Raw genomic sequence first — 14,164 nt, 5'->3', positions numbered from 1 at the left:
CAAGGAACGGTCTCCAGGCCGTTCCGTCCCGGTGTCCACACCGTCACACGCGGGGTGGCCCGTCGTTCGCTCGGCCCGCACGTCGCGGGCATCCTTCAGGAGGAGTACTTGGCTCAGCGAGGCCAGCGCCAGTCCGGCGGTCAGCGACCCGCGCAGCGCACCCAGCGCCGCGGGCGTGCGCTCGACAACGAGGGGATCATCCCCGTGCTGGCTCGCGCCGTGCGCGAGGTCGAGACCGACGCCCAGCGCGGTCGGGTCAAGCCCTCCGGACGCGCCAAGTTCCAGGTCGTCGCGCTCCTCGTGCGCGAGGAGCGCGCCAGGGTCAAGGCCGACACCACCGTCACCGTGGCCGAGCGCGACGGACAGCTCAAGCGGCTCGACGGCGTCGCGACGATCCTGGCCAAGACGGCCGCCCGGGACACCTCGCTGCTGGCCCTGTTGGCCGAGGACGCCGTCGTGAGCGACGCGGCGGCGACGCTGCGACGCGACATGCTCCGCGCGGCCGGCCTCGAAGCCGAGCCCGAAGAGGTCGAGGAGGAGGCTCCCGAGGGACTCGCCCCTGCGCCCGAGCGCCGCGCCGTGCCCCAGTCGGTCGTCGCCCGCCAGCTCGCGAACCCGTTTCTGGCTCCCGACTTCAGTGCGGTCGCCCCCCGCAAGCCCACGACCGGACGGCTGGCCAGCTGGGAGCTGCTCGGTCCGCTCTTCCGGGCGTTCGAGTACGGCGGCGACTCCTCCTGCATGCCCCTGCCCGAACCCACCAGCGTCCTGCGCGGCGCCGGTGAGCTGCAGCTGATGCGGCACCAGGGCCAGGTCGTCGCTGCGGCCGCCGCCGGCCACCGCAGCTTCCTGCTCGCCGACGAGCCGGGTCTCGGCAAGACCGCACAGGCCCTGCTGGCCGCCAGCGCTGCCGACGCCTACCCGCTGCTCGTCGTCGTCCCGAACGTGGTCAAGGCCAACTGGGCCCACGAGGCGGAGCTGTGGACTCCCGGCCACCCCGCCACGGTGATCCACGGCAACGGCGACACCATCGACGGGTTCGCCGACATCGTGGTGGTCAACTACGAGGTCCTCGACCGGCACGTGGGGTGGCTCGGCGACCTCGGCTTCCGCGGCATGGTCGTCGACGAGGCGCACTTCATCAAGAACAAGACGTCGCAGCGCTCGCAGCACGTCCTGCAGCTGGCCGACCGGATCCGCCAGCGCACCCCCAACCCGCTCCTCATGGCGCTGACGGGCACGCCACTCATCAACGACATCGAGGACTTCAAGGCGATCTGGCAGTTCCTCGGCTGGATCGACGACAAGAAGCCGCGGCACGCCCTCATGGCGGCCCTCGAGGAGACCGGCCTGACGCCGGCCGACTCCGGCTTCTACGCCGCGGCTCGCACCAGCGTCATCGAGCAGGGCATCGTCCGGCGTCGCAAGGTCGACGTCGCCGCCGACATCCCGGCCCGTCGCGTGGCCGACCTGCCGGTCGAGCTCGACGACGACGCCGGACGATCCATCCGCGCCGCCGAGCAGGAGCTGGCCCGCCGACTGGTCAAGCGCTACCACGCAGCCGTCGCGGCCCGCACCGCCGGCCCGGACGTCGAGGGGATCGACCACGACCTCGTCCGTCGGGTCGCGACCTGGGAGCGCGAGGAGGGCAGCAAGGCCAAGTCGGGCGACAACGTCTTCACCGTCATGCGTCGCATCGGCCAGGCCAAGGCCGGGCTCGCCGCCGACTACGCGGGCCAGCTCGCCCGCAGCGTCGGCAAGGTCGTCTTCTTCGCCAAGCACATCGACGTCATGGACGTGGCCGAGGAGACGTTCGCGCGACGTGGCATGAAGTACTCCTCGATCCGCGGCGACCAGACCGCGAAGGTCCGCAAGGCCAACATCGACGCGTTCATCAACGACCCCGAGGTCGCGGTCGTCGTGTGTTCGCTGACGGCGGCCGGGGTCGGCCTCAACCTCCAGGTCGCGTCCAACGTCGTGCTCGCCGAGCTGTCCTGGACTGCCGCCGAGCAGACCCAGGCCATCGACCGCGTCCACCGGATCGGTCAGGCCGAGCCGGTCACCGCCTGGCGGATCATCGCCGCGCAGACCATCGACGCCAAGATCGCCCAGCTGATCGACACCAAGGCCGGGCTGGCGGCCCGAGCGCTGGACGGCTCCGACGAGGAGGTCGGCTCCTCCGCCGACGTCCAGCTGGAGGCGCTGGTCGCGCTGCTCACCGATGCGCTCACGGAGGAGCTCGGTGCCGCCGACGCCGACGCCGACGCCTTGGACGCCATCGCCCTGGCGGGCCCGACGACGAAGCCGTCGCAGTCGGCGGCGCCGACCGCCCCCGCCCCGGTGGTCGACCTGTTCTCGACCACCGAGCTGTCTGCCACCCAGTAGCCGTCCTCGGCTCGGCTACTCGTCGTGCCTCACCCCGGCCAGCGGTTCCGGGTGACCTGCCCGCCGATGACCGACGCGGTCATCACCACGGGTCCGTCGGGCAGCTGGTAGAGCTCGTACTCACCCTCGGTCACCGAGGGGTAGACCAGCGAGTGCACGACGCCCGCACCGTCGGGACGGGCCACCACCCCCACGTGCGGGTATGCCGCGTGGGCGGGGTCCGCCCCGTGGCCGGTGGTCCCGGCGTCGTCGTGGTCGTGGTGATCGCTGTCGTGGTGATCGCTGTCGTGGCGGTGGTGGTGGGGCTCGTGGTGGTCGTGGCCGTCGGTGTGGCGGTGTCCCTGCGTCTGCGTCGTCGGTCCCGCGGCGGTCGCGCCGGCCGGGCGCAGCTCCACCTCCAGGCCGTCGGTCTCCGGTGGCATGACGACCACGAGGGCCCCCACGTCGCCACCGATGTCGAGCAGCACCGGTCCCTGACCGGCATACGGGTTCTCCATCGTTCCGCCCATGGCGGCCTCCTGGCTGTTCGTGTTCCTACTGTTCGCGCTGTGCTCGGGCGGTCACCCGAGGAGGTCGTGGCGGCGGCCGCTGGTGGACCCGGCCGCCGCCACGACGTGGGTCAGGCCGCGGGGGTCCCGGGCAGCGTCTGGTAGCCCCCGGCCGGGTGGCCGAGGTAGGGGAACGCGTCGAGGTAGGGCGCGTTCGTGTTCGACGTGCCGTCGGTGACCACGCTGGCTGCCCCGTCCGGGGTGAAGCTCGGGTCGACCAGCGGGATGGTCGCCCCGGCCACGGCCCGCAGCTCGATCGCCACGACGTCGTCGATCAACCGGCGCCCGTTCGGGAACCCGGCGGCGTCACCGGCGACGAGCCCGATCGGGTTGGGGTTCGCGGTCGGGGGCACCGCGACGTTGAGCCGCAGCAGGTCGGCCTGGGTGCTCCCGGTGTAGTTCTGGAAGCCCGGGACGACCCCCTTGGGGATGCCGGTCAGCAGGATCGCGAGCAGGTCGGCCCGGTCCTTGGTGTAGCCGGCCAGGTTCGGGAAGACCCCGGGGTAGAGGACCGGCAGCAGCTTGGCGAGCTCCGGCCTGGCCACGTAGCGGGCGAAGTCGGAGTCGTCGTGGGGCTGCCGGGCGTTCCAGCGGTCCTTCATGGCCATCGGGGTGATGACCTCGTTGAACAGCGGGTTCCCGAGCCGGGAGACCTGGCTGAACGGACCCCGCCAGGCATAGCGCTCGGCGACGTCGTCCCAGATCCGCGACTTCTGCCGGCTGGCCGTGGCCCACACGCCGATGACGGACCCGGCGTCCAGCGGGTCGGTCGGCTTGTTGCCCCTGCGGGTCAGGTCCGAGATCGGCACCTGGATGGCGATGCTGTGGACGTTGAGCCCCTGGGTGCCGTTGACGCCGACTGCTGCCGCGGACGGGATCAGGTGGAGCATCTGGAACGGGCGGAGGGTGCCCAGGTCGAAGATGCTCCCGAGGTCCACGTGGAACCCCTCGGCCCGCTGGCCCGCGAACACCTTGCGTCCACCCTGGATCGAGTGGACCGCCTGGCCGGCCAGGGTGGCGTACTTCGGTGTGCTGCGCGGGCCGATGTTGACCGGCGGGCAGGACAGCCGGCTCGCGAGCAGTCGGGGGTAGTCGCCCCTGGCCACCCGGGTGACCGAGTAGGACTGCGGACGGTTCCACGCCGGATCGGAGATCGAGGTGATGGGCCCGGTGTTGTAGAGGAAGGTGGAGTCGTTGCGGACCTTGGTGCGGAACCGGAACTGGTAGGTCACGTCGGCGCGCGCGCCGCCGCGGTTGCTCACGTGGATCTCATAGAGGACGTCGTCACCGAACTCGTAGAAGTTCGGTCCGCCCTGGGGGTTCTGGAACGGGATGAAGTTGGCGATCAGCGTGACGGTGTCCGGCTTGTCGGGGCTGACGAACGCGTAGACGTCGGTGTTGTCCGCCACCGGGTCCTTGGAGACCTCCGGGGCTTCGCGGTGCGAGGACATGGCTACCTCCTCGCTGCTCGGGTCAGCCGACGGACGAGGTCGGCGTCGTGCACGAAGACCTCGTCCTCGCCGAACAGGATGGCGACGCGCCCAGTGGTCACGTCGTCGATGTAGGCGACGAGGGGCTCGTCGTCCGGTGCGGAGTCATCCGGCCGCTGGCCGGAAGGGGCGGCCAGGGCCCCCGGGGCAGCCGCGAGGGCCGCGGCGGCGGCAGCGCTCGACCCGGCCGCGGCCAGGAAGACTCGCCGTGAGGTGTTGCTCATTGCTCACTCCTTGAGAGTGCGCGGGCAGCGGGATCCCGCGCGGTGGTGGGCATCGCCAGCGCGGAGCACCCAGACTGACGTGACCCACCTCACATTCGGCGCCGTCGAGATCGCCGGATTGGAGTCCTCAGCTGGCGGCGCGGCCCAGCGCGAGGGCGAGGTTGTGGGCCGCGGTGGCCACGGAGTGCCCGAGGGTCACCGCACCCTGCCCGACCTCGAACTGCGCGCCTCCGCCGACGTGGACCCGCAGCACCGGGTCGACGGCGCGCAGGGCAGCGACCGTCTCACGGGTGGACAGCACGTCGGTGGGGGTCGGGGTCCCGATCACCACGGCGGCCGGCCGCTGTTGCTGGACGACGCGGACCCAGTGCTGGGCGGGCAGGTCGGCCCCGAGGTAGAGGACGTCGACGCCGGCTCTTCGCAGCATCACGCTGAACGCCAGGATCCCGAGCTCGTGCTGGGCGCCGCGCGGCAGACCCACGGCCACTCGGGGTCCGCCGGCACCCGGGGTGACCGCGTCCAGCTCGATCGCCAGCCGTCGGTGCACGGTCGCACTCACCACGTGCTCGCCGGCGACGTCCACCCGGCCAGCCCGCCACTGTGCCCCGAGCATCTCCAGGGCGGGCATCAGCCAGACCTCGACGACCTCCTCCAGGGGGCCGGCCGCGAAGGCCGTCGTGATGGCCTCGTCGATCGCCACCGGGTCGAGCTCGGCGGCTCCGCGGGCCAGGGCCGTGACGTCCCAGGCGCCGGACGCATCCCGGTCGGCGGCGTCGTCCGTCGCGGGCGCGTGCGCCGTCTCCCCGCTGTCGTCCCGCTCATCGGTGACGAGGTAGGCATCCCAGGGCGCGTTCTGCGGGTCGCCGTCCGAGGTGACGTCGGAGCGCAGGTGCTCGGCGGCCTGGCTCGGGGACCAGCCGGCCGCCACGAGGGCGCCCATCGCCCGCAGCAGCTGCAGGCCCTGCTCGTCGTAGAGCCGGTAGCCGCCCTCGGTGCGCACCGGGCGCACGAGTCCGTAGCGGCGTTCCCAGGCCCGGATCGTGGCGGACGGGACGCCGGTCAGGCGGGCGGCGTGCCCAATCGTGTACACCCCCGCAGGGTCCCACATCGTTGCGCAAAGCATGGACAAGTTCGCAGGTGAGGAGCCCAATGGGAGGAGGTGGCTGACAGGATGACGGCATGAGTCGGCCCCTCCTGCCCGAGGTCGCGCCGGGCCGGGTCGTGGGGGTGGACGTGGCCCGTGCCCTGGCTCTCGTGGGCATGATGGCCACCCACATGCTCCCCGGACTCGTGGGCACCCACGTGCCGTGGGCGCAGCAGGTGGCCGGGGGCCGCGCCTCGGCCCTGTTCGCCGTGCTGGCGGGGGTCAGCGTCGCCCTCGTCAGCGGCCGCACCCGGCCGGTGCGCGGACGAGAGAGGTATGCCGTGTCGACCAGGTTGGTGGTCCGCAGCCTGGTCATCGGTGCGCTGGGCCTGACGCTCGGCCTGGTGCCGACCGGTATCGCCGTGATCCTGGCCTACTACGCCGTCCTCTTCCTCCTGGGACTGCCCTTCCTGGGATTGCGGGCGCCCGCGCTGGCCCTCCTGGCCGGTGTCTGGGCGGTGGCCGGGCCGGCCCTCTCCCTGGTGCTGCGGCCGCACCTTCCCGGCCACGAGGTCGGCAGCCCGACGCCCGGGTCCCTGACCGCGCCCCTCCACCTGTTCAACGAGCTGCTGTTCGTCGGCTACTACCCGGCTGCGGTCTGGCTGGCCTACCTGCTGGCCGGCATGGCGATCGGGCGCACCGACCTGCTCCGCCGGGGCGTCGACGTGGTGCTCCTGGTGGGCGGGGTCGGCGTGGCGGTGGCCGGCACGGTGCTCTCACGGGTGCTCCTGTCCCGCGACGACGCCCGGGCCGCCCTCGCTGCGACCTACCCGGACCAGGGGGTGGGGCAGGACCCGGACCTCTTGGCCGCCACCCTGACCCACGGTCTGCACGGCACGACGCCGACCGGCTCCTGGTGGTGGCTGGCCACGGTTGCGCCACACTCAGGGTCACCCCTCGACCTGGCACAGACGATCGGCATTGCGACGGCGGTGCTCGGGCTGTGCCTCCTGGCCACGCGCGTCCGGCCGCGGGTCTGGGCCGCGGTGTTCGGCGGCGGGGCGATGACCCTGAGCCTCTACACGCTGCACGTCCTGATGATGGGCGAGGGTTGGTGGCCCGACCTCGAGGCGCCGGCCAACTACCCCGACCAGGTGCTCATCGTGCTGGGGGTGGGTGCCGGCTTCGCCCTGGTGCCGCTCAGGGGGCCCCTCGAGACGCTCGTCGCCCGGCTGTCGCGGGCCGCGGCCGCCCCGTGGACGCACCCTGCGCCGAGCACCGCGAGCGGGGGCGGCGCACGACGGCGCCGGTGACCCCAATCCAGCAGGTCTGGCGTGCCGAATCACTGGCGAACCGTCACCCCGACCGGATGGATCCCCATGTCTGCACCACGCCGCGCCGTCATCGGCAGCGGAGTCGCCGGGCTCACCGCCGCCCACGTGCTCAGCACCCGCGGTGCCGTGACCCTCTACGAGGCCGACTGCCGCCTCGGCGGCCACGCCGACACCCACGAGGTGACGGTGGACGGCCGGACGATCGGCGTCGACACCGGCTTCATCGTGCACAACGACCGCACGTATCCCACCCTCCTGCGCCTCTTCCGTGAGCTCGGCGTGGAGACGCAGGAGTCGGACATGAGCATGTCCGTCCGCGACGACGAGGCCGGCCTGGAGTATGCCGGTGCGCGCGCGGCCCGGGGACTCTTCCCGCGGGCGGCCAACCTGACCAACGGCAGGTACCTGCGGATGCTCACGGAGGTGAAGAAGTTCCACCGGGAGGCCAAGGCGGTCCTCGCCCGTCAGGCCACCGACACCAACCGTGACGAGACCCTCGGCTCGTTCGCCGGGCGCTGCGGTTTCAGCCCCTACTTCACCCGCCACTTCCTCGAGCCGGTGGTCGCAGCAGTCTGGTCCTGCGACCCGTCCGTGTCGCTGCACTACCCGGCCCGCTACCTGTTCGAGTTCCTCGACCACCACGGCATGCTCACGGTCTTCGGCTCGCCCACCTGGCGCACCGTGACCGGCGGCTCCCAGCGCTACGTGGAGGCACTCGCGGCCGGGATTGCCGACATCAGGTTGTCGACTCCCGTGCGCTCGGTCGTCGAGACCGCCGACGGTGTCGTGGTGACCGACGTCGACGGCGTCGAGGATGTCTTCGACTCGGTCGTCATCGCCGCACACCCGCACCAGGCCTTGGCCATGCTCGCTGAGCCGACCCGGGCCCAGCACGACGTGCTGAGCGCGATCACATACTCCAGCAACGTTGCCCAGCTGCACACCGACGAGTCGGTCTTGCCCACGGCATCGGGCGCGCGGGCCTCGTGGAACTACTGGCGGCGGGCGGAGGGTGACGGCACCGGCGTGCTGGTCACCTACGACCTGACCCGGCTCCAGCGGCTCGACGTGAACGACCGTCGCTTCCTCGTCACCCTGAACGGCGTGGATTGCGTGGACCAGGGCCTCGTCATCGACACTATGCGCTACGAGCACCCCCTCTACACCCCGGAATCCGTTGCAGCCCAACGACGACTGCCCGAGATCAACACCGCCCGCATCGCGTTCGCGGGCGCCTACCACGGGTGGGGCTTCCACGAGGACGGGGCGCGGTCCGGCGCGGTCGCCGCTGAGGCGCTCGGGGTGCCGTGGGTCGAGGACGAGCCCACCGCACCTGCCGGTCGGCACCGCCCCGACGTGGCCCTGAGCGCCCACGAGGACGTGTCGGTCGCGGACGCGACGGGTCTCGTCGCCGGTGCCGAGGGCGACTTCGAGGAGATGGGCGCCCGGTGAAGGCACCCGCCGCCACTCGCATCTACGCGACCTCGATCGTGCACGCCCGCACGACCCCGCTGCGCCACAGCTTCCGGCACCGCAGCCACACCTGGCTGGTGGACCTCGACGAGCTGCCCCGACTGGGGCTGCTGGGTCCACTCGCGAGCTTCGAGTCCCGGGACCACCTCGGGTCGCCGGACCACACGCTGCGCGAGAACCTCGACACCTTCCTCGCCACCCAGGGGATCGACCTGGAGGGCGGCCGGATCCTTATGCTGGCCATGCCACGCGTGGTCGGGACCGTCTTCAACCCCATCAGCGTCTACTGGTGTCACACGCCGGACGGGCGGTTGGCCTGCAACGTGGTCGAGGTCCACAACACCTACGGCGACCGGCACGCCTACCTCGTCCACGCGGACGACAAGGGCCACGCCGAGGTGGACAAGGCCCTGTACGTCTCACCGTTCAACGATGTCTCCGGCCGGTACCGGCTGACCATCCCGAACCCGGGCGAGACCGTGCAGGTGCAGGTGGTCCTCGAGCGCCCCGACCAGGCGCCCTTCGTGGCCGGCCTGCGCGGACGCGCCTTGCCCGTTCGCGCCACGACGGTGCTGCGCCTTGCCGTCACCCAGCCCCTCGAGCCCCTCGCCGTCGCCGCGCGAATCCGCTGGCACGGCATCCGCCTGTGGTTGCGCCGCCTGCCGGTCCAGCCGCGCCCTTCACACCACCAGGAGGCAGTCCAGTGACCACCGCCACCGCCGGCCTGTCCACGCGGCCCGCCATCGACGCCAGCCGCTGGCCCGACCTCACGGCACGCCGCGCCAAGGCGCGCCGCGCCGTCGAGGGTGCAGTCGCCCGCAAGATCTTCCTCTCGGTCGCACGACGGCTGCCCGTGCGCATCCAGCTCGGGCGTGAGGCCATCGTCGGCGGCGCCGCCACCGACCCCACGGCGCCCCTGATGGTCATCGAGCGCCCCGAGAGCTTCTTCGCCGCGCTCGGCGCCGGTGGGCTAATCGGCTTCGGTGAGTCCTACATGACCGGCGACTGGAACGCCGAGGACCTCGGCGGGCTGCTCGAGGTCTTCGCCGCCCAGATGGGGACACTGATCCCGGAGCCCCTGCAGAAGCTCCGCGCCTTCTACGTCGCTCGCGCCCCGCACACCGAGAAGAACACGACGACCAACACCCGCACCAACATCGCGCGCCACTACGACCTGTCCAACGACATGTTCGCGACCTTCCTCGACGGCACCCTGAGCTACTCCTCGGCCCTCTTCGACGGGGCAGAGGACTCCGGTCGGGCCGTGGCCGGTGAGGTGGTGACGACCAGCGTGCCGACCACCGTCCCCACGTGGGACCAGCTGGCGGACGCGCAACGGCAGAAGATCGACCGGATGCTCGACTCCGCCGGAGTACGTGACGGGAGCCGCGTCCTCGAGATCGGCACCGGTTGGGGCGAGCTGGCCATCCGCGCTGCGTCGCGCGGTGCCCGGGTGCTGTCGGTGACCCTCTCCAGCGAGCAGCAGGCCCTGGCCCGCGACCGGATCGCCGTCGCCGGCCACGCCGACTCCGTGGACGTCGAGCTGCTCGACTACCGGCTGGTCGAGGGTGAGTTCGACGCGGTCGTCTCGGTCGAGATGATCGAGGCCGTCGGGCACGAGTACTGGGGCGAGTACTTCCGCAAGATCGACAGCGTCCTGGCCCCGGGCGGCAAGGTCGCCATCCAGGCGATCACCATGCCGCACGACCGCATGCAGGCCACGAAGTACACCTACACGTGGATCAACAAGTACATCTTCCCCGGTGGCTTCCTGCCCTCGACCGAGGCCATCATCGATGTCAGCGGCGAGGAGACCAGCCTCCACGTCAGCGAGCGGCTCTCGTTCGGGCAGCACTACGCCGAAACCCTGCGACTGTGGGACGAGCGGTTCCTCGACTCCCTCGACCGGGTGCACGCGCTCGGGTTCGACGAGGTCTTCGACCGGATGTGGCACTTCTACCTCGAGTACTCACGAGCGGGCTTCCGCTCGGGCTACCTCGACGTCCAGCAGCTCGTGCTCGAGAGGAAGGCAGCCTGATGACCACCCTCGAGTGGGTCGAGTCCCCAACCGTGACAGGGCGATCCGGCGTCGCGGGCGAGATCGCGAAGGCTCTGGCCCCCTTCGCCGGCGGCGAGCTGCCGGTGCGACTCACCGCATGGGACGGCAGCGAGGCCGGACCTGCTGACGCCCCCCACGTGGTCCTCCGATCGCCGCGCGCGCTGCGCCGGCTGCTGCGCCACCCGGGCGAGCTCGGGGCCGCGCAGGCCTACGTCACCGGTGAGCTCGACGTCGAGGGTGACCTCGACGAGGCGCTGACCCACGTCCGGGCGGTGGCCCACGAGCGCCAGCTCACCGGCATACGTCCCACGCCTGCCGCCATCGCGGCGCTGCTCAAGGTCGCCCGCGGTGCGGGTGCCATCGGACTACCCCTGCCCGCACCGGCCAGCCAGGCCGCGCTGAGCGGACGGTTGCACAGCCTGGGTCGCGACCGTCAGGCGATCCACCACCACTACGACCTGTCCAACGACTTCTACAGCCTCATCCTCGACCCCCACATGGCCTACTCGTGCGGCTACTGGCGCTCCGAGGACGAGGGTTACACCGTCGAGGACGCCCAGCGCGACAAGCTCGAGCTCGTCGGCCACAAGCTCGGGCTGGGCTCGGGATCGCGGCTGCTCGACGTGGGCTGTGGCTGGGGTTCGATGAGCCTGTATGCCGCGGAGCACTTCGGCGCGCAGGTCGTCGGCGTGACCATCGCCGCGGAGCAGAAGCGCTTCATCGACGCCCGCATCGCCGAGCGAGGTCTGCAGGACCGTGTGGAGATCCGGCTGCAGGACTACCGCGACGTGCCCGACGGCGACTTCGACGCGGTCGTGTCCCTGGAGATGGGGGAGCACGTGGGCCGACGCAACTACCCGACCTACGCCGAGGTGCTGCACGACCGGGTGCGCCCGGGTGGCCGCGTCCTCGTGCAGCAGATGTCCCGTCGCGGCCGGCACCCCGGCGGTGGTCCGTTCATCGAGTCCTTCATCGCTCCCGACATGCACATGCGGCCGGTCGGGGCGACCGTCGACCTCATCGAGGCGTCGGGGCTCGAGGTGCGCGACGTGCACGCCCTGCGCGAGCACTACGTGCGCACCGTCGCGGCCTGGCACCGCACCTTCGAGGACAACCTCGACCAGGTCGTGGCCCTCGTCGGCGAGGAGGTCGCGCGCGTCTGGCGGCTCTACCTGGTTGGTGGCGCGATGGCCTTCCGTGACGGCCGGATGGGGGTCGACCAGATCCTGGCCGTCCGCCCCGACCGCGGGCTCGCGGACCTCGAGCCGGCGCGACCGGCGGACTGGTCCTGATGTTCGACGGTTCGAACTTCCTTGCGGTCACTGGGTTCTCGCTCCTGGCCATCGTCCTGCTGATGGTCGCCACCGCCGTGGAGGGGCACCGCCAGGGCAGGGTCAGTGTCGTCGACACCACGTGGGGGCTCGGGTTCGTCGTCGTCGCAGCCGTGGCCGCCGTCGTGGGTGACGGCGCCGTCTGGCGTCGCCTGGCACTGTTCGGCATCATCGCCGCCTGGGGGCTGCGCCTCGCGTGGCACATGCACCAGCGCAACCGCGGCAAGGGCGAGGACCCGCGCTACGCCGCCATGCTCGAGAAGGAGTCCGGCAACCCGACCCTGGTCGCCATCCGGAAGGTGTACGGCATCCAGGGGCTCTCCGTGTGGTTCGTGTCGCTGCCGATCCAGGTCAGCGCCGCGGCGGGCGGGGGAGTGGTGGTGGTCGCTGTGGTGGGCCTGGCCCTGTGGCTGCTCGGCGTCTCCTTCGAGTCGCTGGGCGACAAGCAGCTCAAGGACTTCAAGGCTGACCCGGCCAACAAGGGCACCGTGATGGACCGTGGGCTGTGGTCCTGGACGCGGCACCCCAATTACTTCGGCGACTCCTGCGTCTGGTGGGGGACCTGGCTCGTGGCGGCGAGCGCCTGGCCGGGCGTCCTGACCATCCTCTCGCCCGTGGCGATGACCTACTTCCTGGTGTTCGCCACCGGGGCGAGGCTGCTCGAGAAGCACATGGCGGAGCGTCCCGGCTACGCCGAGTACCAGCAGCGGACGAGCTACTTCCTCCCGCGGCCACCCCGACGCTGACGGTCTCAGACTGGCGCAAACGAGCGCAAACCTCGCTCGGACCCGTTACTGTCCTGCCTTGGCGAGCAGGGCGCCACGGACCAGGTGCGAGTGGAGGTGGAGACCGTGGACAGTGCTCTCATGGACGCCGCCGTCGCCCGGGCGAAGGTGGGCGACCGTCCTGCGTTCGGACAGCTCTGGCTCGACCTGTCGCCCCGAGTGGCCGCGTACCTCCGCTCGCACGGCGTGGCCGACGCCGAGGACGTCACGAGCGAGGTCTTCCTCGCGGTGTTCCGGCAGATGGACCGGTTCTCCGGTGGGGGAGCAGCCTTTCGCGCGCTCGTCTTCACCGTCGCGCACCGCAGGCAGGTGGACTGGCACCGGCAGCGAACCCGCCGCGGGACCTGGCTGACGCTCGATGACCTGGGATCCGAACCAGCTTCCCCCTCGGCCGAGAGCGCGGCCCTCGCGGCCATCGCCGACGAGCAGGTGGTGGCGGCGCTGGGCACCCTCACCGCCGACCAGCGGTCCGTGCTGGCGCTCCGGGTGGTGGCCGAGCTCAGCCTCGAGGAGACGGCGGCCGTGCTCGGCAAGGACCTCGGCGCCGTGAAGTCCCTGCAGCACCGGGCGCTTGCGCGCCTGCGGAGAAAACTCTCGCCGGACCCGTATCCCCGGGACGCCCTCGCGCGATTGAACGCCCGTCATGCCTGAACCCGAAGACCTCACCCCCCGAGGACTGCACGTGCCCGCCAGCGACTCGGCGGCCCCTGCCGTCGAGGCGCTGCGTGCCCTGGCCTCGCAGGGGCCGGTGGCGGCCAGCGCCGAGCTGGCCGCCTTCCTCGACGAACCCGCAGGTCAGGGTCTGGGCACCACATCCCCCCAGAGGAGCGATCTCGTGACCGTTGTCCGACTTCCCATCCGCCGAGCCGGCCGCGTTGCCGTGGCCGTCGGCGCAGCCCTCGCCCTGGCGGCCATCGGCGGCGTCGCCGTGGCCGCGACCGGTGGCGCCCCCGACCGTGAGCCCGCCCAGGTCCAGCAGGACGACCCGAGCGACACGACCACGTCGACGTCCACCGAGACCGAGACCGAGGCCCCCGAGACCGAGGCCCCCGAGACCGAGGCCCCCGAGACCGAGGACACGTCCGACGACGAGAGCACCGACGAGGACGCCGCGACGCACACGGCGAACCCGACCGCCTCGGCCAACCACCACGACGGCCAGGGCAGCGACGACGAGCACGCCGACGTCAACGGCGGTGGTGAGATCGACCACCGGGCCGAGCACTCGCCGACGGCCCACCCGACCGGCGGCGACGACGCCGACGAGCAGGGCGATGACGAGGGCGACGACCAGGGCGACGACCAGGGTGAGGACCAGGGCGACGAGGGTTCCTCGCACCGTGGCGGCTCCCACGGCGGCTGACCGGCACCGCATACCCGGCAGCTGAGCTGGTGGCTGTCCCGCACCCGCGGGGCAGCCACCATCTGCGTCCGGCCCCGACGCGCGGCTAGAG

13 protein-coding genes are annotated in these 14,164 nt (G+C 71.8%); 9 read left to right on the top strand and 4 right to left on the bottom strand.

Annotated elements, in window-relative coordinates:
• Positions 1–108 precede the first annotated feature (108 nt).
• A complete protein-coding gene (locus ASG95_RS15375) occupies positions 109–2,382 on the top strand; it encodes a DEAD/DEAH box helicase (RefSeq protein ID WP_082592670.1) in 2,274 nt (757 codons plus the stop codon).
• A gap of 29 nt (positions 2,383–2,411) precedes the next feature.
• On the opposite strand, the gene ASG95_RS15370 is transcribed toward ASG95_RS15375, so the two are convergent.
• The 4 genes from ASG95_RS15370 to ASG95_RS15355 form a co-directional block, all read right to left on the bottom strand.
• On the bottom strand, positions 2,412–2,891 hold the full coding sequence (locus ASG95_RS15370) for a hypothetical protein (protein WP_057378014.1): 480 nt from the start codon (positions 2,889–2,891) through the stop codon (positions 2,412–2,414).
• Between the two features lie 110 nt (positions 2,892–3,001).
• Entirely contained in the window at positions 3,002–4,381 is a 1,380-nt protein-coding gene (locus ASG95_RS15365) for a DUF4331 domain-containing protein (RefSeq protein ID WP_057378013.1), read from the bottom strand.
• 2 nt (positions 4,382–4,383) lie between these two features.
• Entirely contained in the window at positions 4,384–4,644 is a 261-nt protein-coding gene (locus ASG95_RS15360) for a hypothetical protein (protein WP_057378012.1), read from the bottom strand.
• A 127-nt stretch (positions 4,645–4,771) separates the two neighbouring features.
• Complete coding sequence (locus ASG95_RS15355; RefSeq protein WP_057378011.1) at positions 4,772–5,734, bottom strand: MerR family transcriptional regulator; 963 nt, start codon at positions 5,732–5,734, stop codon at positions 4,772–4,774.
• An 89-nt stretch (positions 5,735–5,823) separates the two neighbouring features.
• Here ASG95_RS15355 and ASG95_RS15350 point away from each other — a divergent pair, with 89 nt between their 5' ends.
• The 8 genes from ASG95_RS15350 to ASG95_RS15315 all read left to right on the top strand — a co-directional run bounded on the left by ASG95_RS15350 (position 5,824) and on the right by ASG95_RS15315 (position 14,073).
• Positions 5,824–7,041, top strand: a complete 1,218-nt coding sequence (locus tag ASG95_RS15350) for a heparan-alpha-glucosaminide N-acetyltransferase domain-containing protein (protein WP_057378010.1) — start codon at positions 5,824–5,826, stop codon at positions 7,039–7,041.
• A gap of 66 nt (positions 7,042–7,107) precedes the next feature.
• Positions 7,108–8,514, top strand: coding sequence for an NAD(P)/FAD-dependent oxidoreductase (locus tag ASG95_RS15345; protein WP_082592668.1), 1,407 nt, complete (start codon positions 7,108–7,110; stop codon positions 8,512–8,514).
• Entirely contained in the window at positions 8,511–9,242 is a 732-nt protein-coding gene (locus ASG95_RS15340; protein WP_057378009.1) for a DUF1365 domain-containing protein, read from the top strand. Before ASG95_RS15345 ends, ASG95_RS15340 begins: the two co-directional genes overlap by 4 nt.
• On the top strand, positions 9,239–10,573 hold the full coding sequence (locus ASG95_RS15335; RefSeq protein ID WP_057378008.1) for a cyclopropane-fatty-acyl-phospholipid synthase family protein: 1,335 nt from the start codon (positions 9,239–9,241) through the stop codon (positions 10,571–10,573). Before ASG95_RS15340 ends, ASG95_RS15335 begins: the two co-directional genes overlap by 4 nt.
• Positions 10,573–11,886 carry a cyclopropane-fatty-acyl-phospholipid synthase family protein gene (locus ASG95_RS15330; protein WP_057378007.1) on the top strand — a complete coding sequence of 438 codons (1,314 nt, stop codon included), beginning with the start codon at positions 10,573–10,575 and terminating at the stop codon, positions 11,884–11,886. Before ASG95_RS15335 ends, ASG95_RS15330 begins: the two co-directional genes overlap by 1 nt.
• On the top strand, positions 11,886–12,671 hold the full coding sequence (locus ASG95_RS15325) for a DUF1295 domain-containing protein (protein ID WP_057378006.1): 786 nt from the start codon (positions 11,886–11,888) through the stop codon (positions 12,669–12,671). Before ASG95_RS15330 ends, ASG95_RS15325 begins: the two co-directional genes overlap by 1 nt.
• Positions 12,672–12,776: 105 nt before the next feature.
• On the top strand, positions 12,777–13,361 hold the full coding sequence (locus ASG95_RS15320) for an RNA polymerase sigma factor (RefSeq protein WP_157582141.1): 585 nt from the start codon (positions 12,777–12,779) through the stop codon (positions 13,359–13,361).
• Positions 13,354–14,073, top strand: coding sequence for a hypothetical protein (locus ASG95_RS15315; protein ID WP_157582138.1), 720 nt, complete (start codon positions 13,354–13,356; stop codon positions 14,071–14,073). Before ASG95_RS15320 ends, ASG95_RS15315 begins: the two co-directional genes overlap by 8 nt.
• Positions 14,074–14,164 lie beyond the last annotated feature (91 nt).

Origin of the sequence: Phycicoccus sp. Soil803, from assembly GCF_001429685.1 — a bacterium.
In the GTDB taxonomy this organism is placed as follows: Bacteria; Actinomycetota; Actinomycetes; order Actinomycetales; family Dermatophilaceae; genus Pedococcus.
The sequence above is the reverse complement of the archived record's forward strand: the minus strand, read 5'-3'. Positions and strand labels throughout refer to the sequence as shown.